The organism is Streptomyces sp. NPDC046939, from assembly GCF_040644575.1.
Classification (GTDB): domain Bacteria; phylum Actinomycetota; class Actinomycetes; order Streptomycetales; family Streptomycetaceae; genus Streptomyces.
Genome location: NZ_JBEYWV010000002.1, coordinates 92,320 through 116,085, shown reverse-complemented (window position 1 = coordinate 116,085; position 23,766 = coordinate 92,320). Strand labels below are relative to the sequence as shown.

Genomic DNA, 23,766 nt, shown 5'->3' with positions numbered 1-23,766 from the left:
CTCGCCACCGGGTCACGGTGTGGTAATACCCACACGTCGAACGCGGTCCTTTGTACGAAGTCTCCTTTCGCCGGGGTGGCCCGATAGGCAAGGATCAGGCGCCATGGACCTGCTGAACACGCTGGTGGACAAGGGGCTGCGGCGCGAGGCGCCGAGCCGTGAAGAGGCGCTCGCCGTACTGGCGACGTCGGACGACGAGCTGCTCGACGTGGTGGCGGCGGCGGGCAAGGTGCGCCGTACGTGGTTCGGGCGCCGGGTCAAGCTGAACTACCTGGTCAACCTGAAGTCGGGGCTCTGTCCCGAGGACTGCTCGTACTGCTCGCAGCGGCTCGGCTCGAAGGCGGAGATCCTCAAGTACACGTGGCTGAAGCCCGACGAGGCGTCCAAGGCGGCTGCCGCGGGGGTCGCGGGCGGCGCCAAGCGGGTGTGCCTGGTCGCGAGCGGGCGCGGGCCGACGGACAAGGACGTGGAGCGGGTCGCACAGACCATCGACGCGATCAAGTCCGAGAACGAGGACGTCGAGGTGTGCGCCTGTCTGGGGCTGCTCTCCGACGGGCAGGCGGAGCGGCTGCGCGGGGCGGGCGCGGACGCCTACAACCACAACCTGAACACCTCCGAGGCCACCTACGGCGACATCACGACGACACACACGTATGCCGACCGTGTCGACACCGTACGCAAGGCGCACGCGGCCGGTCTGTCGGCGTGCTCCGGGCTGATCGCCGGGATGGGCGAGAGCGACGAGGACCTGGTCGACGTGGTGTTCGGGCTCCGCGAACTCGACCCGGACTCGGTGCCCGTCAACTTCCTGATCCCCTTCGAGGGGACGCCGCTGGCCAAGGAGTGGAACCTCACCCCGCAGCGCTGCCTGCGCATCCTCGCCATGGTCCGCTTCGTCTGCCCCGACGTGGAGGTGCGGATCGCGGGCGGCCGCGAGGTGCACCTGCGCTCGATGCAGCCGCTCGCCCTGCACATCGCCAACTCCATCTTCCTCGGCGACTACCTGACCAGTGAGGGCCAGGCGGGCAAGGCGGACCTGGAGATGATCGCCGACGCCGGGTTCGAGGTGGAGGGCGCCGGCGAGGTGACGCTGCCCGAGCACCGGGCGGGCGGCTGCGGCTCCGTCTGCGCCGGTGACGGTGCGCAGGCGGCGGCCGAGGTGCCCGAGCCCCGGACGGACCTGGTGGCCGTACGGCGCCGGGGCGCGGGGACGGATGTCGCACCGAATGCCTGACGCACGTGTGACCGAGTTGCTCGCGCTCGACCGGCAGCACGTGTGGCATCCGTACGGGCCCATGCCGGGCCGGCAGGAGCCCCTCGTCGTGGAGTCGGCGGCCGGGGTGCGGCTGCGGGTCGCCGGACACGGGGAGCTGGTCGACGGCATGTCGTCGTGGTGGTCCGCGATCCACGGCTACAACCACCCCGTGCTCAACGAGGCGGCCCGCGGGCAGTTGGAGCGGATGAGCCATGTCATGTTCGGCGGGCTCACCCACGAGCCCGCCGTGCGGCTCGCGAAGCGTCTCGTCGACATCACACCGGACGGCCTGGAACATGTGTTTCTGGCCGACTCCGGGTCCGTGTCGGTCGAGGTCGCCCTCAAAATGTGTCTGCAGTACTGGCGCTCGCTCGGCCGGCCCGGAAAACGACGGCTGCTCACGTGGCGCGGCGGGTACCACGGCGACACATGGCAGCCGATGTCCGTGTGCGACCCGGAGGGCGGGATGCACGGGCTGTGGGCCGGGGTGCTGCCGGAGCAGGTGTTCGCCGACGCGCCACCGAGCACGTACGAGGAGCCGTACGCGGAACAGTTGCGGGAGCTGGTCGCACGGCACGCGCACGAGCTGGCGGCGGTCGTGGTGGAGCCCGTGGTGCAGGGGGCGGGCGGGATGCGGTTCCACTCCCCCGCCTATCTGCGGGTGTTGCGGGAAGTGTGCGACGCGCACGACGTGTTGCTCGTGTTCGACGAGATCGCGACCGGGTTCGGGCGGACCGGGGCGTTGTTCGCGGCGGAACATGCCGCGGTGACGCCGGATGTGATGTGTGTCGGCAAGGCGCTGACGGGCGGCTATCTGACGCTGGCCGCGACGCTGTGCACGGCGCGGGTCGCCGAAGGCATCTCGCGGGGCGAGGTGCCGGTGCTCGCCCACGGGCCGACGTTCATGGGCAACCCGCTGGCCACGGCGGTGGCGTGCGCGTCGATCGACCTGTTGCTGGGCCAGGACTGGCGGGCGGAGGTCAAACGTGTCGAGAGCGGGCTGCGGGAGGCGTTGTCGGAGGCGGCGACGGTGCCCGGGGTGCGCGACGTACGTGTCTTCGGCGCCATCGGCGTCGTACAGCTCGACCACGAGGTCGATGTGGCGGCGGCGACACGGGCGGCGGTCGCGGAAGGGGTCTGGCTGCGGCCGTTCCGGGACCTCGTGTACACGATGCCGCCCTACGTCACCGGGGACGAGGACATGGCACGGATCGGGCGCGCGGTGTGCGCGGCGGCGCGGAAGGGGTGAGCTGGATGATGTCTTCTCAGGTGCTGGTGGTCACCGGGACCGGGACCGAGATCGGCAAGACGGTGACGACGGCGGCGCTCGCCGCGGTCGCGGTGCGGGCCGGACGCTCGGTGGCCGTGCTCAAACCCGCGCAGACGGGTGTGGCGCCGGGTGAGCCCGGGGACGTCGACGAGGTGATGCGGCTGGCGGGGGCCGGGGTGACGCCGATGGAGCTGGGCCGATTTCCCGAGCCCCTCGCTCCCGGGACGGCCGCGGCGCGGGCCGGGATAGAACCCGTACGGCCCGGCCAAGTCGCCGAAGCGGTGGCGAAGTTGGCCGCGTCGCACGATCTGGTCCTCGTCGAGGGCGCGGGCGGGCTGCTGGTCCACTTCGACGCGGAGGGGTCGACGCTGGCGGACGCGGCGCGGCTGCTCGACGCCCCGGTCCTGGTGGTCGCCCAGGCCGGCCTCGGCACGCTGAACTCGGTCCAGCTCACGGCGGAGGCGCTGCGCTCGCGCGGCCTCGTCCAACGGGGCGTCGTGATCGGCAGCTGGCCCGACCACCCGGGTCTGGCCGAACGCTGCAACATCACCGACCTGCCCCGCGTCGCGGAGGCCCCTCTCCTTGGAGCGGTACCGGAGGGCGCGGCCTCCTTGCCGGAGCCGGTGTTCCGGGAGCAGGCACCTGGGTGGCTGGGGCCGGAGCTGGGCGGGGTGTGGGAAGGGGGGGAGTTCGCGCGGCGGGTCGGGTGAGGGGGGTGGTGGCGTGACGGGGGGGGCCGGGCGGAAGCCGGGCCGGGCGCGGGGCGGTGGTCGGGGCGAAAGTTCGTTCGTTCTTGGGTGGGGGTGGGAAGAATCGGCGTGACCCGTCCGCGTGGCCTAGGAGCGTCCCATGGTGGACCGGAAGCCGTTCCGCGTCAGGAAAGCGGCGCACGATGTGGTGCGTCACCCCGTGTTCGCCCGGTATTACGCCCGCTTCAGTGAACGGGCCGAACCCTCCATGGCGCCGGTACGGAGCGAACTGCTCGGCGGGCTCTCCGGGCGGGTCATCGAGGTCGGCGCGGGCAACGGGCTGAACTTCTCGTACTACCCGCGCACCGTCGCGGAGGTCGTCGCCATCGAACCGGAGCGCATCCTGCGGCAGTTGGCGATCGAGGCGGCCCAGCGCGCCGACGTGCCGGTGGACGTCGTGCCGGGGGCGGCGGAGGCGCTGCCGGTGAAGAGCGAGGGGTACGACGCGGTCGTGCTCTCCATCGTGCTGTGCAGCGTGCGCGACGTGGCCCGGGCGCTCGCCGAGGTGCGCCGCGTGGTGCGGCCGGGCGGCGAGGTGCGGTTCTTCGAACACGTACGGGCGCCGCACCCCACCATGCGACGTGTGCAGGCGGCGCTGGACCGTACCGTGTGGCCGAGGTTGTTCGGGGGGTGCCATGTGGGGCGGGACACGGTGACGGCCCTGCGGGACGCGGGGTTCGAGCTCGGCCCGTACCGCACGCTGCTGATGCCCGAGCGCGGGCCGCGGCTGCCCACCTCGTACTGCGTGCTCGGTACGGCACGGCGTCCGCTGCTCAAGGACACGTGAAGCGCGAAGACGGCTATTGTCGTACCCGACCCGGTGCACAACTGGTCGACAACTTGGGGGAGTTGGGGTGGGGGACGCGGACGTGGTTACGGAGGTCGTCGCCGCGCGGGCCAGAGGTCTGACGAAGGCGTACGGCTCCGGGGAGACCCAGGTGCTCGCGCTCGACGCGGTGGACGTGGACATCGCGCGCGGCCGTTTCACGGCGGTCATGGGGCCTTCGGGCTCGGGCAAGTCCACGCTGATGCACTGCCTGGCCGGCCTCGACACCGTCTCGGCGGGACAGGTGTGGCTCGGCGACACGGAGATCACCGGTCTGAAGGAGCGGGAGCTGACACGTCTGCGGCGGGACCGCGTCGGGTTCATGTTCCAGTCCTTCAACCTCATACCTACCTTGAACGCGCTCGAGAACATCACGCTGCCGATGGACATCGCGGGCAAGTCCCCGGACCCCGCGTGGCTCGACCAGGTCATCGACACGCTCGGTCTCCGGGACCGGCTGAAGCACCGGCCCGCGCAGTTGTCCGGCGGGCAGCAGCAGCGGGTGGCGTGCGCGCGGGCCCTCGCGGCACGGCCTGAGCTGATCTTCGCCGACGAGCCGACGGGGAACCTGGACTCGCGGGCGGGCCTCGAAGTGCTGGGGTTTTTGCGGGAGGCGGTCGACAACCTGGGCCAGAGCGTGGTCATGGTGACGCACGACCCGGGCGCCGCCGCCCACGCCGACCTGGTGCTCTTCCTCGGTGACGGGCGGCTCGTCGACGCGATGCCCGAGCCGACGCCGGAGGCCGTCCTGGAGCGGATGAAGCGTTTCGACGTGGTTTCCGCGCGCGGCGCCGCGACCGATCAGCACGCCCCCGGGCAGTAGCCGTGCTGAAGGCGACGCTGCGGAGCTTCCTCGCCCACAAGGGGCGCCTGACGCTGTCGGCGCTGGCCGTGATCCTGTCGGTGGCGTTCGTCGCGGGCAGCCTGATCTTCTCGGACACGGTCGCCCGTACCTTCGACCGATTGTTCGCCTCCACCTCGGCCGACGTGCGGGTCAGCCCGAAGGAGGACGATCTGAACAACGCGGTCGCCTCCGGCGAGGTGCGGACTTTGCCCGCCTCCCTCGCCGTCCGGCTCAGGACCGTCGACGGGGTCGCCGCCACGCACATCGACGCCGAGGCCGAGAACGTCACGGTCGTCGACCGGCACCACGACTCCGTCGGGTCGACCACCGGCGCCCCGACCATCGCCACCAACTGGGAACCCACGAACCGCAGCCCCGTCCGGCTGACATCGGGGCACGAACCCCGGGGCGACGGGCAGGCGCTGCTCGACGCGGACACCGCCGACAAGAAGCACGTACGCATCGGGGACACCCTCACGGTCATGGCACGGCCCGGCTCGTTCACGGTCCGGATCGTCGGCATCGCGACGTTCCGCACCACCAACCCCGGCGCCGCCCTCGTGTTCCTGAACACCCGCACCGCGCAGCGCCATCTGCTCGGCGGGGTCGGACGGGCGACGAGCATCTCGCTCGACGCGGCGGACGGTGTCAGCGACACACGGCTCAAACACAACGTCGTGCAACGGCTCGGATCGTCGTACGAGGTGAAGACGGCGGACGAGGACGCCAAGTCGTCCGCCGAGGATCTCGGGAGCTTCCTCGACATCGTCAAATACGTGATGTTGTCCTTCGCCGGGGTCGCCGTCCTCGTGGGTGTGTTCCTCATCGTCAACACGTTCTCCATGCTGATCGCTCAGCGCACACGTGAACTGGGGCTGCTGCGGGCGCTCGGTGCGGACCGGCGGCAGGTGCGGCGTTCCGTCCTGACGGAGGCGGTGCTGCTCGGCCTGGTCAGTTCGGCGGTCGGTCTGGGCGTCGGGGTGGGGCTCGCCGCGGGGCTCATCCGGCTCATGAGCGTCTTCGGGATGAACCTCAAAGGTACGGAGATGGTGGTCGGGTGGGGGACACCCGTCGCCGCGTTCGCGGTGGGGGTCGGGGTCACGTTCGTGGCCGCGTACCTGCCGTCGCGGCGGGCGTCCCGGGTCTCCCCCATGGCGGCGCTCGCCGATGCCGAGATCGCCGGGGTGGGGCGGCCGTTGCGGGTGCGCGCGCTCGTCGGTCTGCTGGTCGGCGCGGCGGGCGCGGCCGCGCTCGTCGGCTGTGCGACGGCGACCGGCACCGGTACGGCCGGCTCGTTCCTGGCGCTCGGCATCGTGCTGACGCTGCTCGCCACGGTGGTCGCCGGGCCGCTGCTCGTGCGGCCCGTGATCCGGGTGCTCGGCGCCGCGTTCCCCGCCGTGTTCGGCTCGGTCGGCCGGATGAGCCAGCGCAACGCGCTGCGCAACCCGCGCCGCACCGGGGCCACGGCGGGCGCCCTCATGGTGGGCCTCGCGCTGGTCGCGGGCATGTCGGTGGCCAGCGCCTCGATGAGCAAGTCGTTCGACGAGCAGATCGACAAGACGCTCGGCGCCGACTTCACCGTGCAGAACGCCAACTTCACGCCGTTCCCGCAGGAGGTCACCGAGAAGGTCAAGGAGACCGAGGGCGTCGGCCTCGTCGTACGGCAGCGGTTCACCCCCATCGCGGTGCACATGCCGGACGGCACACGTGTCGAGACGACGGCCGCTGGGTATGAGCCGCGGCTCGATGACGTGGCACACGTGACATATGCGCGGGGAGACACGGCCGCGGCGCTCGCGCCGCGCCACCTCGCGCTGCAGAAGAAGTACGCCGACGACCACGGGGCGCGGGTCGGCAGCGTGCTGCGGGCCGAGCTGCCCGGCGGACGTCGTGCCGCGTTCACCGTGGGCGCCCTCACCGACCAGGAGGGCAGTGGCTTCGGCATGCGGGGCGGCTTCTTCATGGGGCTCGCCACGCTGGAGCGGTACGTGCCCGGCGGGCAGGACTCGGCGGTGTACGTGAACGCGGCGCCCGGCACCTCGCCGGACACGCTGCGCGCGAACCTGGAGAAGACGCTCGACGGGTATCCGCAGGTGCAGGTCCGCGACCTGGCCGACTACAAGAAGCTCGTGCACGATCAGATCGCGGTGCTGCTCTACCTGGTGTACGCGCTGCTCGGCCTGGCGATCGTCATCGCGGTCCTCGGCGTCGTCAACACGCTGGCCCTGTCCGTCGTCGAGCGGACCCGGGAGATCGGGCTGCTGCGGGCGATCGGGCTCGCGCGGCGGCAGTTGCGGCGCATGATCCGGCTCGAATCGGTGGTGATCGCCGTGTTCGGCGCGATCCTCGGGCTCGCCCTGGGCCTTGTGTGGGGCGTGGCCGCACATCAGGTGCTCGCGCTCGAAGGCATGAAGGCGCTGGCGATCCCCTGGACGACGATCGTGGCCGTGGTCGTCGGCTCGGTCCTGGTCGGGCTCGCGGCGGCGCTGCTGCCCGCGTTGCGGGCGTCGCGGATGAACGTACTGGCGGCGATCGCCCACGAATAGCTCCGCGTGGTTGCGGGGAAGGGGGAGTCCGGCATGTGAAATGGGCGGCACCCCCGGGCGGGCGGTGGTGGGATCGGACCATGAGCGATCTTGAGAACGACCCGTGCGGGACCGGGCCCGGCGAAGCCCATGAGGGCTCCCCCGCGGGCGACGCCCGTCACGCCGCCCCCGCCCGCCTCCGTATCCGCATCCGGACCGCCTCTCCCGCTGATCTCGACGCCGTGCTCGCCTTCTGGAAGGCCGCCGCCGAGGGGACGAGCATCAGCGACGACCGCGCGGGCGTGGAGCGCCTCGTCGCACGTGATCCGGAGGCGCTGCTCCTTGCCGAGGGGGCCCATGGGGAGCTGGTGGGGACGGTCATCGCCGGGTTCGACGGGTGGCGGTGCCATCTGTACCGGCTCGCCGTCCGGCCGGACGCCCGCAGGCAGGGCATCGGCTCGGCGCTGCTCGCCGCCGCCGAGGAGCGGTTCGTGGCGCTGGGCGGGCGGCGCGGCGACGCGATGGTGCTCGACCGCAACGAGCGGGCCCACGCGGCGTGGGCAGCCGCCGGGTACGCGCCCGAGCCGCAGTGGAGCCGCTGGGTGAAACCGCTGGTCAGGGAGTGACAGCCGGACACATGACGTCCGCACTTTGCCGATCCTTTACTATGGAGGCTCCACCCCGACTTCTGCGAAAGGTGTGAGCGTCCGCCCATGGGCGAGCCCCCTAGTACCCGGTCCCATCCCCAGCGCGGTCCCCGCGAGCGCGCGTCACTCCCGGTCCTGGCCGATCATGGGACGGAGGTGACCCGATGACCGAAGTGCTCCTGCTCGCCGTCGCAGTGCTGCTCTCGCTGGCCTGCGGCGCCTTCGTCGCGGCGGAGTTCTCGCTCACCACCGTCCAGCGCGGCGACCTCGAGATGGCCGTCGAACGGGGTGAGCGAGGCGCCACCGGCGCGCTCAAGGCCGTACGGAACCTGACGTTCCAGCTGTCCGGCGCCCAGCTCGGCATCACCGTCACCAACCTGGTGGTCGGCATGCTCGCCGAGCCGTCCATCGCCAAGCTCATCGCGGGGCCGCTCGAAGCGATCGGCATCCCCCGCTCGGCGTCCACGTCCGTGGCGCTCGTGCTCGGCACCGCCCTGTCGACCGTCTTCCTGATGGTCGTCGGCGAGCTGGTGCCGAAGAACTGGGCGATCTCCTCGCCGCTGGCCGTGGCCAAGCGGGTGGCGACGCCGCAGCGCTGGTTCAGCGCGGTGTTCCGCCCGTTCATCACGCACCTGAACAACACGGCGAACCGGCTCGTCCGCCGCTTCGGCATCGAGCCGACCGAGGAGCTGGCCTCCGCGCGCGGCCCACAGGAGTTGATGGCGCTCGCCCGGCACTCCGCCAAGGAGGGCGCCCTGGAGGCCGACACCGCCGAGCTGTTCGTCCGTACGCTCAACCTGGCCGACCTGACCGCCGAGAACGTGATGACGCCCCGCGTCCAGGTCATGGCCCTCGACACGCAGGCCACCTGCGAGGACGTGGCGAACGCGACCCGGGCCACCGGCCTGTCCCGCTTCCCCGTCTACCGCGGCAACCTCGACTCCGTCGTCGGTGTCGCGCACATCAAGGACGTCCTGGCCGTGCCCGCCGAGCAGCGGCCCCGCAAGCGCGTCACCGAGCTGCTGCGCGAGCCGCTGCTCGTCCCGGAGACGCTGACCGTGGACCGGCTGCTCGACCGGCTCTCCGGCAAGCGCACGATGGCCGTCGTCATCGACGAGTACGGCGGCACCGCGGGCGTCGCGACCCTGGAGGACATCGTCGAGGAGGTCGTCGGCGAGGTCCGCGACGAGCACGACCCGCACGAGACCCCTGACATCGCCCCGGCCGGCACCGACGAGAACGGCCGCACGCTGTACTCGGCCGACGGCGCCGCCCGTACCGACCAGCTCGCGCGCGTGGGGCTGCGGGTGCCGGACGGCCCGTACGAGACGCTGGCCGGGCTCGTCGCCGCCGAACTGGGCCGGATCCCGGACGTCGGCGACAGCGTCGAGGTCGCCGGCTGGCGGCTCGACGTCGTGGACGCGCAGGGCCACCGCGCCGCCCGCGTCCTGCTGCACGCACCGCTCACCACGACCACACACGAGGAGGAGGCCCGATGACCGCCGTCCAGTTGCTGATCGGCCTGGCGACCCTGGTCGTCAACGCCTTCTTCGTCGGCGCCGAGTTCGCGCTGATCTCCGTACGCCGCAGCCAGATCGAACCGTACGCGGAGAACGGCGACCGGCGCGCGCGCAGCGTCCTGTGGGGCCTGCAGCACGTGTCGGCCCTGCTCGCCGCGGCCCAGCTCGGCATCACCCTGTGCACCCTGGTGCTCGGCATCGTCGCCGAGCCCGCCATCGCGCACCTCCTTGAGCCGCTGTTCGACGCGGTCGGTGTGCCGCACGGCCTGGTCCACCCGATCTCGTTCGTGATCGCGCTGACCGTGGCGACGTATCTGCACATGCTGCTCGGCGAGATGGTGCCGAAGAACATCGCCCTTGCCGAGCCCGTGCGCTCCGCCTTGCTGCTCGGTCCGCCGCTCGTGGCCCTTGCGCGGGCGCTGCGCCCGGTCATCTTCACCATCAACGCCTTCGCGAACACGATCCTGAAGCTGTTGCGCGTGGAGACGAAGGACGAGGTCACGGCCACGTTCTCGGACGACGAGCTGGCCCGTATGGTCAAGGACGCCTCCGAGGCGGGCCTGATCGACGACCGTGCGCAGGAGCGTCTGCACGACGCGCTCGAACTGGGCCGGCGCCCCATCAAGGACGTCGTCCTTCCGCTGGAGAAGGTCGTCTACGCGCGCGTGGGCGTCACCCCCGAGCAGTTGGAGGAGCTGTCGGCGACGTCGGGCTTCTCCCGGTTCCCCGTCGTGGACGAGGGGCGGCGCATCGTCGGCTATCTGCACGTCAAGGACGCGCTCGACGCGATGCCGCGCGATCTGCCGTTCCGGGTCCCCGACATGCGCCCCATCGCGCGCGTGCGGGAGACGACGCCGCTGGACGACGTGCTGACCGCCATGCGCGGCAGCCGTACGCACGTGGCGGCGGTCCTCGGCGCGGACGGCCGGCTCGCCGGGATGGTGACCATGGAGGACGTGCTGCGGGAGCTGTTCGGCCAGACCGCGTGACCCCTGACGCGGCGCCGTTCACCGGCGATGCGCGTGTGCCCCGTCCTCGGTGGGTGTCTCCAGGATCCCGGGGCCGCGCGCGCCGACCTCCGCCGTGCCGACCGCGGTGAGGATCGCGAGGACGGTGGCGAGGCCCGCGGTGCCCAGCGCCGCGGGCCAGTCGACGTCGAGCAGGTTCGTCGCCCCGGCGACGAGGACGGCGGCCAGCGCCTGCGCGAAGGTGCGGATGGCGCGTTCGGCGGTGGCCTTCCAGAAGGCTGCGGTCCACATGGTGTGCTCCCCCGTGCGACGACATGGCTGACGCGGCGGCGTACGGGCGGGTGCGCGGCGCATCGCCGCCCGGCCGGCACACCGCCGCTCTCCCGGCATACAGCCGTCGGGGGCCGCTGCCCAGACCTCCCGCGCGGGCGCCGGAGCACCGGGATACGATTTCCGACGCCATGCAGACGAACCCCCACTACACCAGCCTTGTCGCGGTCGGCGACTCCTTCACCGAGGGCATGTCGGACCTGCTTCCGGACGGCTCCTACCGCGGCTGGGCGGACCTGCTGGCCGCCCGGATGGCGGCGCGGACGCCCGGCTTCCGGTACGCGAACCTCGCCGTGCGCGGCAAGCTCATCAAGCAGATCGTCGACGAGCAGGTCGACGTGGCCGCCGCGATGAACGCGGACGTGGTGACGCTGGTCGGCGGCCTCAACGACACCTTGCGGCCCAAGTGCGACATGGTCCGGGTACGGGACCTGCTCACGGAGGCCGTCGAGAAGCTCGCCCCCTCCTGCCGGCAGCTCGTCCTGATGCGCAGCCCGGGACGCAACGGCCCCGTCCTCGAACGGTTCCGCCCGCGCATGGAGGAGCTGTTCGCCTGCGTCGACGAGCTGGCGGCGAAGCACGGCGCGCTCGTCATCGACCTGTACGGGGTTCCGGTCCTGGCCGATCAGCGCATGTGGGACGTGGACCGGCTGCACCCGACGGCGGAGGGCCACCGGCGCATCGCCGAGGCGGTGTGGCAGGGCCTCGGCTACGAGCCCGAGTCGGAGTGGCGCACCCCGCTGGAGGCCGCGGTACTGCCGGGCTGGCTGGCCCGGCGCGTCGCCGACGCCCGCTTCGCCAAGCAGCACCTGGTCCCCTGGATCGGCCGCAGGCTGACGGGCCGCTCCTCCGGCGACGGCCGCCCGCCGAAGCGACCGGAGCTTGCGCCGTGGGAGCTGCGCGACTAGGCACCGCCGCGGAAGGGATCGTACGTACAGACGCGTGCAGGCCGCCTGACCTGTATGTTCCTCCATGTTCTGGACGTTCCTCCAGGAACCGGCCGGTTCTGAGCCTGTAGGGACGGCCGGTAAACTCCGTACACGTGACTGCGCCTGCCAAGCCCCGTATCCCGAACGTTCTCGCCGGACGCTATGCCTCCGCCGAGCTCGCCACCCTCTGGTCGCCGGAGGAGAAGGTGAAGCTGGAGCGGCGGCTCTGGCTCGCCGTGCTGAAGGCCCAGAAGGACCTCGGGATCGAGGTGCCGGACGCCGCGATCGCCGACTACGAGCGGGTGCTCGACCAGGTCGACCTCGCCTCGATCGCCGAGCGCGAGAAGGTCACCCGGCACGACGTGAAGGCCCGGATCGAGGAGTTCAACGCGCTCGCCGGGCACGAGCAGGTCCACAAGGGCATGACCTCCCGCGACCTGACGGAGAACGTGGAGCAGTTGCAGATCCGGCTCTCCCTGGAGCTGGTCCGCGACCGCACCGTGGCCGTCCTCGCCCGCCTCGCCAAGCTGGCCGGCGAGTACGGCGAGCTGGTCATGGCGGGCCGCTCGCACAATGTCGCCGCGCAGGCCACCACCCTCGGCAAGCGCTTCGCGACCGCCACCGACGAACTCCTCGTCGCCTACGGCCGCGTCGAGGAGCTGCTGGCCCGCTACCCGCTGCGCGGCATCAAGGGCCCGGTCGGCACCGCGCAGGACATGCTCGACCTGCTCGGCGGCTCCGCCGAGGGTACGGACAAGCTCGCGGAGCTGGAGCAGCGGATCGCCGCCCACCTGGGCTTCTCGCAGGCGTTCACCTCGGTCGGCCAGGTCTACCCGCGCTCGCTCGACTACGAGGTCGTCACCGCGCTCGTGCAGCTGGCCGCGGCGCCGTCGTCGCTCGCGAAGACGATCCGGCTGATGGCCGGGCACGAGCTGGTCACCGAGGGCTTCAAGCCTGGCCAGGTCGGCTCGTCGGCGATGCCGCACAAGATGAACACCCGCTCCTGCGAGCGCGTCAACGGCCTCATGGTCATCCTGCGCGGCTACGCGTCGATGACCGGCGAGCTGGCGGGCGACCAGTGGAACGAGGGCGACGTCTCCTGCTCCGTGGTGCGCCGCGTCGCGCTCCCCGACGCGTTCTTCGCGCTCGACGGGCTCCTGGAGACGTTCCTGACGGTGCTCGACGAGTTCGGCGCGTTCCCCGCCGTCGTCGCCCGTGAGCTCGACCGCTACCTGCCGTTCCTCGCCACCACCAAGGTGCTCATGGCGTCGGTGCGCGCCGGGGTGGGCCGCGAGGAGGCCCACGAGGCGATCAAGGAGAACGCGGTCGCCTCCGCCCTCGCCATGCGCGAGCAGGGCACCGAGCGCAACGAGCTGCTCGACAAGCTGGCCGCCGATTCCCGCATCCCGCTGGACCGGGCACAGCTCGACGCCCTGATGGCGGACAAGCTGTCGTTCACGGGCGCCGCCGCCGGCCAGGTCGCGCAGGTCGTGGCGCGTGTCGAGGAGATCGTCAAGCAGTACCCGGAGGCCGCCGGTTACACGCCCGGGGCGATCCTCTGACCCGGCCGACCCCCGCGGAGCTCGAGGCCGCTCGCGACCGTCTGGTGCCGGACGTCGCCGCGAGCGGCCTCTCCGTGCTGTTCTGCGGGATCAACCCGGGTCTGATGTCGGCGGCGCTCGGGCAGCACTTCGCACGCCCCGGGAACCGCTTCTGGCCCGTGCTCCACCTGTCGGGGTTCACGCCGCGCCGCCTGCGCCCCGACGAGCAGGAGGAGTTGCTGTCGTACGGGCTCGGCATCACGAACGTCGTGGCGCGGGCCACGGCGCGCGCCGACGAGCTGAGCCCCGAGGAGTACCGGGAGGGCGGCCGCATCCTCGAGGAGAAGGTGGCCCGGCTGCGGCCCCGCTGGCTCGCGGTCGTCGGCGTGACCGCGTACCGGTCGGCCTTTGCCGAGCCCAAGGCGAAGATCGGCCCGCAGGAGCGCAGGATCGGCGGCGCCCGGGTGTGGGCGCTGCCGAACCCCAGCGGACTGAACGCGCATTACACGACGCGGACCATGGCGGAGGAGTTCGCCCGGTTGCGCGAGGCGGCGTCCTCCGCCCCGTAGACGGCCCGGTCAGGGCTTGCGGGCCACGACCCCGTACTGGGCGACCAGCGGGCCCTCCTCGTCCTCCCTGGTGCGCCAGCGCGCGCAGGAGACGAGGCCCGGTTCGAGGATCTCAAGCCCGTCGACGAAGGCGGCGATCTCGGCGCCGGTGCGGGCGGTGATCGGGGGCGTCGCGTTCTCGTTCCAGAACTTCATCGCCGCCTCGTTGCCCTCGCCGCCCAGCTCCAGGGTGGGGTGGGTGAGCGCGACGTAGCTCCCGGACGGGACCGCGTCGATGAGCTGGCGCACGAGGGAGGTGGCTTCCTCGGTGTCGGTGACGAAGTTCAGGATGCCGAGGAGCATCACCGCGACGGGCTTGTCGAAGTCGAGCGTCTCGGACGCGGCCTTGACGATGGCGCGCGGGTCGCGCGCGTCCGCGTCGACGTAGTTGGTGGCGCCCTCGTCCGAGCTGGTCAGCAGGGCGCGGGCGTGCGTGAGCACGATCGGGTCGTTGTCGACGTAGACGACGCGGGCGTCGGGGGCGATGCGCTGGGCGACCTCGTGCGTGTTGTTCGCGGTGGGCAGGCCCGTCCCGATGTCCAGGAACTGCCGGATGCCCGCCTCGCCCGCGAGGAACGTGACGGCCCGCCCCAGGAAGGCGCGGTCGGCGCGGGCGACCTCCCCGATGCTCGGGTACATGGACGTGACCATGGTCCCCACCTGCTCGTCCACCTCGTAGTGGTCCTTGCCGCCCAGCCAGAAGTTCCACACGCGCGCGTTGTGGGCGATGTGGCTGGCGATCCGGTCCCCGGGCTGCGCGCCGTCGTCGCTCATGTGCTCTCCATTGGGTGTCGGGCGGCCCGAGGGGGCCGGGCATGACTCACGTGTCCGAAACGGCCCAGAAAGACCGCAGGGCCTCAAGGTGTTCTAGGTGTTCAAGATCTCATGGTGGCACGTGAGTTCGGTACATCGCGACTACGGCGGGGCCACGTCCGTGACCACCGCGAGGAGTTGGTACGGCTGGTCGTCGCCCTGGTGGGAGACGGCGAGGGCCACCCAGCGCTCGCCGACGTTCCACAGATGCAGGTCCTGGGCGCAGGCGCTGAGCCAGCCCCAGGGCTCGGGTATCTCCTCCCCCTGCTCCACCCCCCGTATGTGCACGCTCCACAGGCTCAGCCGGTACGGCTCGCCCCAACGGCCGGTGAGCAGCGCGGTCAGACCGTCGCGGTCGGCGTCCGCCTGGGCCTCCGCGAGGTCGCGCGCGCCGCCGCGCTCGGTGAGTCCGGCCATGACGAACCCGGGGCCGCCCCAGCCCGTGACGGACCCGCCGTGGTCGTCCGGGAAGGGGGCCGCCCACAACTGGTCGATCGTCGCGAGTTGCTCCGCGATGTTCATACCTCCCAGTAAAGCGGCCCCCACTGACAACGGGCCGACGGGCCGTCAGACCCCGTTCGTCTTAACGGGTCCACCGGCCGCTCAGGCGTCCCTGCGGCGCACCGCCCACCACCCGGCGAGCTGTGCCACGGCAGCCCACAGCGCTGTGACGGCCAGCCCCGTCCACGGGCCGAGGGAGCCCACCGGGTGCTGCCGCAGCACCTGTTGGCCGGCGCGGTCCGGCAGGAAGTCGGCGGCGACCGCCGCCACGTCGCCGACCACGAACGACACGATCAGCAGCAGCGGGATGAGAATGCTGAGCACCGCGACCGCGCTGCGCAGCACGGCCGTCAGCCCTGCCGCGAACAGCGCCATCAGCGCGAGGTACACCCCGCCGCCGACACAGGCCCGCAGCGCGCCGGGGTCGCCGAGGTGCACCGCTTCGGGCCCCATGAACGCCTGCCCGGCGAGGAACGCGCCGAAGGTCGTCGCCGTGCCGACGATCAGCCCGCAGCAGCCGATCACCGCCGACTTCGCCCCGTAAAACAGCGTCCGGTCCGGCACCGCCGCGAGGGACACCCGCAACGCCCCGTCGAGGTACTCGCTGGAGACCGCCGTGGCGCCGAAGGCGAGGGCGGCGATCTGGCCGAAGTTGAGGGCGTAGAACGCGCCGAAGAGCAGGTCGTCACCGGGTTCGGCCTCGGCGCGGCCGACGGTCGCGGACACGAGGACCGTGATGGCGACGGTGACGGCGAAGACGGCGAGGAGCGAGCCGAGGACCCCCCGCAGGGTCCGGATCTTGAGCCACTCGGAGCGCACGACAGCGCTCACGGACATGGAGGTCATCGGGGACGTCGGGAACGTCGGGGACGTGGGGAACGTGGGAGTCGTCGAGGACATGGCTGGTCAGACCTCCTGAACGGGGGTGGCGGCGGCGAATTCGGTGTCCGTGGCCGTCAGCGCGAGATAGGCGTCCTCCAAGGACGCGGTTTCGTCGGCCAGTTCCAGTACGGGAAGGCGCTCGGCCGCCGCGAGGGCGCCCACGTCGGCGGCGGTCGCCCCGGTGACCGTGCAGCGGCCGTCGTCGCCGGGCGTCAGTGTGTGCCCCGCGCGCGCGAGGACCGCGCGCAGCCGGTCCGGCTCGCTGGTGCGCACGCGCACGCGTTGAGTGCCGTGCGCGGCGATGAAGTCCCGCATCGACGCGTCGGCGAGCAGCCGCCCCCGGCCCAGGACGACGAGGTGGTCGGCGAAGGTGGCGGTCTCGTTCATGAGGTGGCTGGAGACGAGCACGGTGCGTCCCGCGCGCGCGAGGTCGCGCATCAACGTGCGGATCCAGACGATGCCCTCGGGGTCGAGCCCGTTGGACGGCTCGTCGAGCAGCACCACCTCCGGGTCGCCGAGCAGCGCCGCCGCGATGCCGAGCCGCTGCCGCATCCCGAGCGAGTACGTCTTCACACGGCGCCCGGCGACCGCCGCGATGCCGACCTGTTCGAGCACGTCGTCGACGCGGCGTACGGGGATGCGGTGGGCGGCGGCGAGCACGCGGAGGTGGTCGCGCGCGGTGCGGGCGCCGTGGGCGGCCTGCGGATCGAGCAACGCGCCCACCATGCGCAGCGGTTCGGCGTACGAGGTGTACGGGCGGCCCCCGATGAGGACGCGCCCGGAGGTGGGGCGGGCGAGGCCGAGGGCGAGGCGCAGGGTGGTGGACTTGCCCGCGCCGTTCGGTCCGAGGAATCCGGTGACGCGGCCGGGCCCGACCCGGAAGGACAGGCCGTCCACGGCGCGCGTGGCACCGTACTCCTTGGTGAGGTCCTGGACGTCGATGCTGGTCATGGCAGCAGCCTGGCCGGTCGCGCGGGCCGGGGCCTCCCCCGCCCGTGGGGATCGTCTCCCCCGTGCGGGGGAGCCGTCGGCGCCGGGCCTGCTGGCACGATGACCGCATGCCCGGCCTTTTCGCACCCCTGACCCGTACGGTCACGTACACCCGCTGGCTGCATCTGCTGTGCGCCGCCGTCCTCGCCTTCGTGTGCGGCGCCGTCTACCCGGGCCTCACCTCGCCGTCCCTGCGCGACTGGGTGCTGATCTACGTCGTTCCCGTACCGCTGCTCGTCCTGGCGGCCATGGTGCCGGTGATGCGCCGCGCGGAAGGGCTGCAGGCGCGGCTGATGCTGTTTCCCGGCGGCCACGCGCGCGTGGCGGGCGACGGCGGGGAGGGCGACGTCTCGGTCGCCCCGTCGGCGTCGTGGCGGGACCGGGCGAGGACGGCGGTGTGGCTGGTGCTGCGGCTCTTCTCGGGCCTCACCGTGGCGCTGGTGAGCGGGCAACTGATGGCTCTGCTGCTTGAACTGGCGGGCGGGGCGGCGGGGCAGCCGGTCGGCACGGTCTCACCGCTGCGGCCGCCGTCATCGGCCGTGGGGTGCGGGCTGCTCGTCCCTGTCGTCCTGCTCGTCCTGTTGTACGTGGTGGTGGGCGCGGGACAGGTGACCGCGCGGGCCGCCCGGCTGCTGCTCGGCCCGTCCGCGGCCGAGCGCCTGGCCGCCCTGGAGGAGCGCACCGAACGGCTCCTGGAGCGCAATCGCATCGCGCGGGAGCTGCACGACTCCCTGGGGCACGCGCTGACGGTCGCGGTCGTGCAGGCGGGCGCGGCGCGGGCGGCGGGCGACCCGGCCTTCACCGACCGGGCCCTCGCCGCCATCGAGGAGACCGGCCGGGCCGCCCTGGAGGACCTGGAACGGGTCCTCGTCGTCCTGCGCGAGGCCGAGCAGCCGGTGCGGGGGCGGCCCACGCTGCGCGAGGCGGACCGGCTGCTCGACTCGGCGCGGGCGTCGGGGGCGACCGTGGACGTCACCGTGGAAGGCCCCCTGGACTCGGTGCCGGAGCCGGTCTTGCGGGAGGGCTACCGCATCCTCCAGGAGGGGCTCACGAACGTGCTGCGGCACTGCGGCACCGTCCCCGTGCGGATCGCGCTCACCGTCGCCGACGGACGGCTCAGCCTCGACGTGCGCAACACCCTGCCGACGGGGGCGCCGCCCGCGACCGGTGGCGCGGGGCACGGGCTGCGCGGGGTGCGGGAGCGGGCGGCGCTGCTCGGCGGGCGGGCGCGCACGGGACCGGTCGGCGACGAGTGGCGGGTCCACGTCGAGCTGCCCGTGGCCTGATCCACCCGCCCGGACCGGCCCGCACCACGGTGTCCTACGCTGAGCCGCGTGCCGCTCACCGTGCTCCTCGTCGACGACGAACCCCTGGTCCGCGCCGGTCTGCGCGCCGTCCTGGAGGCGCAGCCCGACATCGAGGTGGTCGGCGAGGCCGCCGACGGCGCGGCCGTGGTCCCGCTCGTGCGCGAGCTGAGCCCCGACGTCGTCGCCATGGACGTACGGATGCCGCTGCTGGACGGGATCGAGGCCACGCGCGCGGTGCTGCGCGCCGTGGAGCGGCCGCCGAAGATCGTCGTCATCACCACCTTCGAGAACGACGAGTACGTGTACGGGGCGCTGCGCGCGGGCGCCGACGGGTTCCTCCTGAAGCGGGCGCGGCCCGCCGAGATCGTGCACGCGGTGCGGCTCGTCGCGGCGGGCGAGTCGCTCCTCTTCCCGGCGGCGCTGCGCAGCCTTGCCGCCGAGTACGGCAACGCGTCGGCGCGCGCCACGATGGAGCGGGCCGCGCTGACCGAGCGGGAGGCGGCCGTGCTGCGGCGCATGGCGCGGGGTCTGTCGAACGCGGAGATCGCCGCGGATCTCGTGGTCGGCACCGAGACGGTCAAGTCGCACGTCAGCGCCGTGCTCGCCAAACTGGGGGCACGTGATCGCACCCAAGCGGTGATCGCCGCCTACGAGTCGGGTTTCGTCGCGCCCAAGTGAGGCGGTGTCGTCCGTTTTGCGGGTGCCCGTGTGAGCATTCGTCGCCACATGAGTGCACCCGACTCTCGCCGGTGCCGGGCGCGGCGAGTACGATCCGGCGAACACGCGCGACTGCTGGGAGGACGGACGTTGGGGCAACTGACCGGCGGGGATCCCTCTCTGCTCAGGCGGATCAACTCCACGGTGGTGCTGCACGCGCTGCGCTCCACGGAGTTCGCGACGCTCACGGAGATAACCCGGGTGACGGGGCTGTCCCGGCCGACCGTGGAAGGGGTCGTCGAGGGGCTCATCGAGGCCGGGCTCGTCGTGGAGACCGCCGTCGAGGAGCCCGGCGCGCGGCGCCAGGGGCGGCCCGCGCGGAAGTTCCGCTTCCGGGCCGAGGCCGGGCATCTGCTCGGGCTCGAGATCGGCCCGCACCGGGTCGCCGCGGTGCTCTCCGCGCTCGACGGGCGGGTCATCGGCTCGGCGTCCAAGGAGGTCGACGAGGCCGCGCCCGCGGACGACCGCATCGAGCGGCTGCGCGGGACCGTCGCCGATCTGCTGCGGCGGGCCGGCGTGGCGCGCAGCTCCCTGCGGGCGGTCGGTGTGGGCAGCCCCGGCATCGTCGAGGCCGACGGGACGGTGCGGCTCGGTACGGCGCTGCCCGGGTGGACCGGGCTGCCGCTCGGGGAACGGCTGCGGCGCTCCTTCCGCTGCCCGGTGATCGTGGAGAACGACGCCAACACGGCGGCCGTCGCCGAGCACTGGCAAGGGGCGGGGGTCGACTCCGACGACATGGTGTTCGTCCTCGCCGGGCTCTCCCCCGGGGCCGGGGCGTTGATCGGCGGGCGGCTGCACCGGGGGTACGGGGGCGCCGCCGGGGAGATCGGGGCGCTGCACCTGCTCGGGCGCGGGGTGCGGCCCGAGACTCTGCTCTCGACCACCGACGAGCCCCTGCATCCGCTGGACGAGCAAGCCGTGGCCGAGGTGTTCGCGCTGGCCCGCAAGGGGGACGAGCGGGCCCAGGCCGCGATGGAGCGGTTCATTCAGCGGCTCGTGCACGATGTCGCGGCGCTTGTGCTCGCGCTCGATCCGGAGCTTGTCGTCGTCGGGGGGTGGGCCGCGGGGCTCGACGGGGTTCTGGACCCGCTCCGGCGCGAGCTGGAACGGTACTGTCTGCGGCCGCCTCGGGTCGCTCTGTCGTTGCTCGGGGAGGCGGCTGTGGCGACCGGGGCGTTGCGGCTTGCTCTGGATCATGTGGAGGCGCAGCTGTTTGCGATGGAGGGGGCGGTTTCAGCGCGCTGAGCGGGGCGGTGTCTGTGACGCGGGGCTGCTCGTGCGGTTGCCCCGCGCGCTTGGCGCCTGCGTGACAGCCCGGCCGTCGCCGTACGCGGCCTTGCGTTGAGCGTGGCTGAGCGCGCAGTTCCCCGCGCCCCTGGGCGGCTACGTGACAGCCTCGCCATCGCCGTTGGCCGCCTTCTGTTGTACGTGGCTGAGCGCGCAGTTCCCCGCGCCCCCTGGGCGCCTACGTGGCAGCCCCGCCATCGCCGTACGCGGCCTTCCGTCGTACGTGGTTGCTCGCGCAGTTCCCCGCGCCCCTGGGCGGGGCTGGCTGCCTGCCCCGATTGTGCTCGTGCCCCCCTGCCGGGTCAGGACGCCTGGGTTGTCGGGGTGTGGTTGATCTCTACCTCGGGGGTGTCGCCGAAGGTCAGGCGGCAGGTGTCTGCTCGGTACGTGGCCACCGAGACCGCCGCCGTTTCGCCCTGGCTGAAGTAGCGGGTGGTGACGACGAGGACGGGGGCGCCGGGGAGGCGGTCGAGTTCCTTGGCGTCGTCCGCGCGGGCCGAGCCGAGTTCGACCGCGCGGTCCTGGCCGTCGAGGCCGAAGCGCTGGAGCTCGCGCAGCACGGCACGCGCGCGTGCGGCGCCGGACGGGGCGTCTATGGCGGTGAGGTCCGGCACGGAGGCCGACGGGACGTAGAGCAGCTCGGCGGCGACCGGCTGGCCGTGCGAGACGCGCGTACGGCGCAGGACGTGCACGGTCTCGCCGGGGGCCGTGCCGAGCGTCTCGGCGACCGCGGCCGGCGGCACCGCGGGGGTGCAGTCGACGGCCTGCCACGCGTCCCCGCTGGCGCCGGGCCAGTCCTGGTCGGTGGAGGCGACGGCGACGCCCACGCGGGGCGGCGCGACGGTGGTGCCGACGCCACGGCGGCGCTGGAGGCGTCCTTCGAGTTCAAGCTGTTCGAGCGCCTGGCGGAGCGTGGCGCGGGCGACGCCGAAGCGGGCCGCGAGTTCCCGCTCGTTCGGCAGGATCTCCCCGACGGCGAACTCCGAGTCGAGCGCCTCGCTGAGCACGGTCTTGAGGTGCCAGTACTTCGGCTCCGGTGCCGCTTCCAACTGCGTGGTCCCCACCCTGTCCTCCGCAACAGCCGTGTCCCGGCGGCTTTTTAGCGCCCTTGTTTATTAAAGGTTCCTGCACTAACTCTGCGAGAGTAGGGCCGCCTCCGAACTTGGTCAAGACCAATCCTCGGTCGGTTACCGTCCGCATGGGGGCTCTGCCGCAGAGCGTTCATGGAGGGCCGCATGCCGTTCACGCGGTGTTCGCACGGCATGCGGGAGGCCCGCCGGTCGCTCTCACCAGGCGGGTCGCGTCATCGGAGTGCCTACAGAAGCGTCTGCAGCTTGTCCGGGTTGCGCACGATGTACACGTACTGGACCTTGCCGTCCACGATGCCCAGCTGGAAGGCCGCGTCGATCTTCCCCTCGTCGAGCGCGAGCAGCCCGAGCCGCCCGTTGATCTCGGTGAGGCGGAACTCGAACCCGCCGCCGCCCCGGCGCGCGGCGCCCGCCACGAACCGGCCCACCTTGTCGGCGGTCTCGATGACGCGCACCGGCGCCTTCGACTTGCCGCCGCTGTCGCCGACGAGGCGCACGTCGGGGGCGAGCAGCGCCATGAGCCCGTCGAGGTCGCCCTCGGTGGCGGCGGCGAGGAAGCGTTCGGTGAGGTCGCGCTGTTGCGCGGGGTCGACGTCGAAGCGGGGCCGCCGCTCCTCGACGTGCTTGCGCGCGCGTGCGGCGAGCTGGCGCACCGCGGCCTCGCCGCGCTCCAGGGTCGCCGCGATCTCCGCGAACGGCAGCCCGAACGCCTCCCGGAGCACGAACACGGCGCGCTCCAGCGGCGAGAGCGACTCCAGGACGACGAGGACGGCGAGCGACACGGTGTCGGCGAGCACGGCCTGCTCGGCGGTGTCGGGGACGGTCGGCCCGAAGTCGGTGACGAGCGGCTCGGGGAGCCAGGGGCCCACGTAGGACTCGCGGCGGGCCTGGACCTGGCGGAGCCGGTCGACGGCGAGGCGGGTGGTGATGCGGACGAGGTAGGCGCGTGGTTCGCGGACGGCGGCGCGGTCGGCCTGGGACCAGCGCAGCCACGCGTCCTGGACGACGTCCTCGGCGTCGGCGACGCGGCCCAGCATGCGGTAGGCCACGCCCATCAGGACGGGGCGGTGTTCCTGGAAGACGTCGATCGCGGTGTCGGTGGCGGCCACACCCCCATCCCAACCCGGCGGACCGCGCCCTGTCCAGGCGATACGCCCACGTGTGAGCGTTCTCCCTCCCGAACTGCCCCTGCCCACGCGTGAACCGGCCCTCGCGGCTCTTGAACTGGCTCCTACTGAGCGGTAATTGTTGTTGACAAGGTGTCTACGCGAGAGGGTCGGGACCGTCGGAACCGTCGGTCCAGGACGGGGACAGGGAGCGAGCGACATGGCGGCACAGGCGTCCTTCAGCATCGACGGGCCCGGCGGCCCGCGCACGGTGACCGTCGCGTACGAGCGTGTGGGCACCGGTGAACCGCTGCTCCTGCTGCACGGCATCGGCCACCACTGGCAGGCGTGGCGGCCCGTCCTCGACATCCTGGCCACCGAGCGGGACGTGATCGCCGTCGATCTGCCGGGGTTCGGCACCTCCCCCGGGCTGCCCGACGGGTTCACCTACGACCGGACGTCCGTGGCGCCGGTCCTGGGCGGGTTCTGCCGTGCGCTCGGCATCGACCGGCCCCACGTCGCGGGCAACTCGCTCGGCGGCCTGCTCGCCCTGGAGATGGGGCGCGAGAAGCTCGCCCGGTCCGTGACCGCGCTCTCCCCCGCCGGGTTCTGGACCGAGGCCGAGCGCCGCTACGCCTTCGCGACGCTGCTGACGATGCGCCAGGGCGCTCGGAGGCTGCCGGTGCCGCTGGTCGAGCGGTTGTCCCGGTCGGCGGCCGGGCGCGCGGCGCTCACCGGGACCATCTACGCGCGGCCCGGCCGCCGTTCACCGGAGGCCGTGGTCGCCGAGACGCTCGCGCTGCGCCACGCGACCGGGTTCCGCCAGACCCTCGACGCGGGCCGTGACGTGCTCTTCCGCGACGACATCCCGGAGATCCCGGTCACCGTCGCCTGGGGCACGCGTGACCGCATTCTGTTGCGGCGGCAGGGCGTCCGCGCCAAGCGGGTCCTCCCCGGCGCCCGTCTGGTCAGGCTGCCCGGCTGCGGCCACGTCCCGATGAACGACGACCCGGCGCTCGTCGCCCGCGTCATCCTGGACACCAGCCGCTGACCGTCGGCCGAA

General features: G+C 72.6%; 23 protein-coding genes. 16 read left to right on the top strand and 7 right to left on the bottom strand.

The window, feature by feature from the left end; translation table 11 throughout:
* Window positions 1-103: 103 nt before the first annotated feature.
* From bioB to ABZ877_RS02770, 9 genes are all read left to right on the top strand, one after another.
* Window positions 104-1,234, top strand: coding sequence for a biotin synthase BioB (gene bioB / locus ABZ877_RS02810; RefSeq protein ID WP_361063222.1), 1,131 nt, complete (start codon window positions 104-106; stop codon window positions 1,232-1,234).
* Complete coding sequence (locus ABZ877_RS02805) at window positions 1,227-2,504, top strand: adenosylmethionine--8-amino-7-oxononanoate transaminase (protein WP_361063219.1); 1,278 nt, start codon at window positions 1,227-1,229, stop codon at window positions 2,502-2,504. Before bioB ends, ABZ877_RS02805 begins: the two co-directional genes overlap by 8 nt.
* A 5-nt stretch (window positions 2,505-2,509) precedes the next feature.
* On the top strand, window positions 2,510-3,235 hold the full coding sequence (gene bioD / locus ABZ877_RS02800) for a dethiobiotin synthase (protein WP_361063216.1): 726 nt from the start codon (window positions 2,510-2,512) through the stop codon (window positions 3,233-3,235).
* A gap of 139 nt (window positions 3,236-3,374) precedes the next feature.
* Window positions 3,375-4,061: a class I SAM-dependent methyltransferase gene (locus ABZ877_RS02795; protein ID WP_361063213.1), complete on the top strand. Its 687-nt coding sequence runs from the start codon at window positions 3,375-3,377 to the stop codon at window positions 4,059-4,061.
* Window positions 4,062-4,128: 67 nt separating this feature from the next.
* Window positions 4,129-4,923: an ABC transporter ATP-binding protein gene (locus ABZ877_RS02790; protein WP_361063210.1), complete on the top strand. Its 795-nt coding sequence runs from the start codon at window positions 4,129-4,131 to the stop codon at window positions 4,921-4,923.
* Window positions 4,924-4,925: 2 nt separating this feature from the next.
* Complete coding sequence (locus ABZ877_RS02785) at window positions 4,926-7,490, top strand: ABC transporter permease (protein WP_361063206.1); 2,565 nt, start codon at window positions 4,926-4,928, stop codon at window positions 7,488-7,490.
* 80 nt (window positions 7,491-7,570) lie between these two features.
* On the top strand, window positions 7,571-8,095 hold the full coding sequence (locus tag ABZ877_RS02780) for a GNAT family N-acetyltransferase (protein WP_361063204.1): 525 nt from the start codon (window positions 7,571-7,573) through the stop codon (window positions 8,093-8,095).
* Between the two features lie 185 nt (window positions 8,096-8,280).
* Window positions 8,281-9,615, top strand: a complete 1,335-nt coding sequence (locus ABZ877_RS02775; RefSeq protein WP_361063201.1) for a hemolysin family protein — start codon at window positions 8,281-8,283, stop codon at window positions 9,613-9,615.
* Window positions 9,612-10,625 carry a hemolysin family protein gene (locus ABZ877_RS02770; protein WP_361063199.1) on the top strand — a complete coding sequence of 338 codons (1,014 nt, stop codon included), beginning with the start codon at window positions 9,612-9,614 and terminating at the stop codon, window positions 10,623-10,625. The genes ABZ877_RS02775 and ABZ877_RS02770 overlap by 4 nt, the downstream gene beginning before the upstream one ends.
* 18 nt (window positions 10,626-10,643) lie before the next feature.
* Here the strand turns inward: ABZ877_RS02770 and ABZ877_RS02765 are convergent, their stop codons facing one another.
* Entirely contained in the window at window positions 10,644-10,895 is a 252-nt protein-coding gene (locus ABZ877_RS02765) for a holin (RefSeq protein ID WP_361063196.1), read from the bottom strand.
* 170 nt (window positions 10,896-11,065) lie between these two features.
* Between ABZ877_RS02765 and ABZ877_RS02760 the strand changes: the two genes are divergently transcribed.
* From ABZ877_RS02760 to mug, 3 genes are all read left to right on the top strand, one after another.
* Window positions 11,066-11,842: an SGNH/GDSL hydrolase family protein gene (locus tag ABZ877_RS02760; protein ID WP_361063192.1), complete on the top strand. Its 777-nt coding sequence runs from the start codon at window positions 11,066-11,068 to the stop codon at window positions 11,840-11,842.
* Between the two features lie 134 nt (window positions 11,843-11,976).
* Entirely contained in the window at window positions 11,977-13,425 is a 1,449-nt protein-coding gene (gene purB, locus ABZ877_RS02755) for an adenylosuccinate lyase (RefSeq protein ID WP_361063189.1), read from the top strand.
* Window positions 13,422-13,973 carry a G/U mismatch-specific DNA glycosylase gene (gene mug, locus ABZ877_RS02750; RefSeq protein WP_361063859.1) on the top strand — a complete coding sequence of 184 codons (552 nt, stop codon included), beginning with the start codon at window positions 13,422-13,424 and terminating at the stop codon, window positions 13,971-13,973. The genes purB and mug overlap by 4 nt, the downstream gene beginning before the upstream one ends.
* Window positions 13,974-13,982: 9 nt before the next feature.
* Here the strand turns inward: mug and ABZ877_RS02745 are convergent, their stop codons facing one another.
* The 4 genes from ABZ877_RS02745 to ABZ877_RS02730 all read right to left on the bottom strand — a co-directional run bounded on the left by ABZ877_RS02745 (window position 13,983) and on the right by ABZ877_RS02730 (window position 17,159).
* The gene (locus tag ABZ877_RS02745; protein ID WP_361063186.1) at window positions 13,983-14,786 is read right to left on the bottom strand and encodes an SAM-dependent methyltransferase; all 804 of its coding nucleotides are present in this window, start codon (window positions 14,784-14,786) and stop codon (window positions 13,983-13,985) included.
* 141 nt (window positions 14,787-14,927) lie between these two features.
* Complete coding sequence (locus tag ABZ877_RS02740) at window positions 14,928-15,347, bottom strand: hypothetical protein (protein WP_361063183.1); 420 nt, start codon at window positions 15,345-15,347, stop codon at window positions 14,928-14,930.
* 81 nt (window positions 15,348-15,428) lie between these two features.
* The gene (locus ABZ877_RS02735; protein WP_361063856.1) at window positions 15,429-16,163 is read right to left on the bottom strand and encodes an ABC transporter permease; all 735 of its coding nucleotides are present in this window, start codon (window positions 16,161-16,163) and stop codon (window positions 15,429-15,431) included.
* Between the two features lie 69 nt (window positions 16,164-16,232).
* Window positions 16,233-17,159, bottom strand: coding sequence for an ATP-binding cassette domain-containing protein (locus ABZ877_RS02730; protein WP_361063180.1), 927 nt, complete (start codon window positions 17,157-17,159; stop codon window positions 16,233-16,235).
* Between the two features lie 107 nt (window positions 17,160-17,266).
* Between ABZ877_RS02730 and ABZ877_RS02725 the strand changes: the two genes are divergently transcribed.
* The 3 genes from ABZ877_RS02725 (at window position 17,267) to ABZ877_RS02715 (ending at window position 20,467) form a co-directional block, all read left to right on the top strand.
* On the top strand, window positions 17,267-18,484 hold the full coding sequence (locus tag ABZ877_RS02725; protein WP_361063177.1) for a histidine kinase: 1,218 nt from the start codon (window positions 17,267-17,269) through the stop codon (window positions 18,482-18,484).
* A 48-nt stretch (window positions 18,485-18,532) separates the two neighbouring features.
* Window positions 18,533-19,183 (top strand): response regulator transcription factor, encoded by a 651-nt coding sequence (locus ABZ877_RS02720; protein ID WP_361063174.1) that lies wholly within the window; start codon window positions 18,533-18,535, stop codon window positions 19,181-19,183.
* A 129-nt stretch (window positions 19,184-19,312) separates the two neighbouring features.
* The gene (locus tag ABZ877_RS02715; protein WP_361063171.1) at window positions 19,313-20,467 is read left to right on the top strand and encodes an ROK family transcriptional regulator; all 1,155 of its coding nucleotides are present in this window, start codon (window positions 19,313-19,315) and stop codon (window positions 20,465-20,467) included.
* Window positions 20,468-20,811: 344 nt separating this feature from the next.
* Here ABZ877_RS02715 and ABZ877_RS02710 read toward each other — a convergent pair whose 3' ends face one another.
* Together ABZ877_RS02710 and sigJ are read right to left on the bottom strand one after the other, a co-directional pair.
* A complete protein-coding gene (locus tag ABZ877_RS02710) occupies window positions 20,812-21,573 on the bottom strand; it encodes a GntR family transcriptional regulator (protein ID WP_361063168.1) in 762 nt (253 codons plus the stop codon).
* Window positions 21,574-21,824: 251 nt separating this feature from the next.
* Window positions 21,825-22,706, bottom strand: a complete 882-nt coding sequence (gene sigJ, locus ABZ877_RS02705; RefSeq protein WP_361063165.1) for an RNA polymerase sigma factor SigJ — start codon at window positions 22,704-22,706, stop codon at window positions 21,825-21,827.
* A gap of 217 nt (window positions 22,707-22,923) precedes the next feature.
* Here sigJ and ABZ877_RS02700 point away from each other — a divergent pair, with 217 nt between their 5' ends.
* Window positions 22,924-23,754: an alpha/beta fold hydrolase gene (locus ABZ877_RS02700; RefSeq protein ID WP_361063162.1), complete on the top strand. Its 831-nt coding sequence runs from the start codon at window positions 22,924-22,926 to the stop codon at window positions 23,752-23,754.
* The last annotated feature ends 12 nt before the right edge of the window (window positions 23,755-23,766 follow it).

Coding starts and splice junctions, on each gene's coding strand:
- ABZ877_RS02805 (WP_361063219.1), top strand. CDS start 1,227: ATGCCTGACGCACGTGTGACCGAGTTGCTCGCGCTCGACCGGCAGCAC.
- ABZ877_RS02740 (WP_361063183.1), bottom strand. CDS start 15,347: ATGAACATCGCGGAGCAACTCGCGACGATCGACCAGTTGTGGGCGGCC.
- ABZ877_RS02700 (WP_361063162.1), top strand. CDS start 22,924: ATGGCGGCACAGGCGTCCTTCAGCATCGACGGGCCCGGCGGCCCGCGC.
- ABZ877_RS02775 (WP_361063201.1), top strand. CDS start 8,281: ATGACCGAAGTGCTCCTGCTCGCCGTCGCAGTGCTGCTCTCGCTGGCC.
- ABZ877_RS02735 (WP_361063856.1), bottom strand. CDS start 16,163: ATGTCCGTGAGCGCTGTCGTGCGCTCCGAGTGGCTCAAGATCCGGACC.
- bioD (WP_361063216.1), top strand. CDS start 2,510: ATGATGTCTTCTCAGGTGCTGGTGGTCACCGGGACCGGGACCGAGATC.
- ABZ877_RS02795 (WP_361063213.1), top strand. CDS start 3,375: ATGGTGGACCGGAAGCCGTTCCGCGTCAGGAAAGCGGCGCACGATGTG.
- ABZ877_RS02765 (WP_361063196.1), bottom strand. CDS start 10,895: ATGTGGACCGCAGCCTTCTGGAAGGCCACCGCCGAACGCGCCATCCGC.
- ABZ877_RS02745 (WP_361063186.1), bottom strand. CDS start 14,786: ATGAGCGACGACGGCGCGCAGCCCGGGGACCGGATCGCCAGCCACATC.
- ABZ877_RS02780 (WP_361063204.1), top strand. CDS start 7,571: ATGAGCGATCTTGAGAACGACCCGTGCGGGACCGGGCCCGGCGAAGCC.
- ABZ877_RS02760 (WP_361063192.1), top strand. CDS start 11,066: ATGCAGACGAACCCCCACTACACCAGCCTTGTCGCGGTCGGCGACTCC.
- ABZ877_RS02725 (WP_361063177.1), top strand. CDS start 17,267: ATGCCCGGCCTTTTCGCACCCCTGACCCGTACGGTCACGTACACCCGC.
- ABZ877_RS02770 (WP_361063199.1), top strand. CDS start 9,612: ATGACCGCCGTCCAGTTGCTGATCGGCCTGGCGACCCTGGTCGTCAAC.
- bioB (WP_361063222.1), top strand. CDS start 104: ATGGACCTGCTGAACACGCTGGTGGACAAGGGGCTGCGGCGCGAGGCG.
- ABZ877_RS02730 (WP_361063180.1), bottom strand. CDS start 17,159: ATGACCAGCATCGACGTCCAGGACCTCACCAAGGAGTACGGTGCCACG.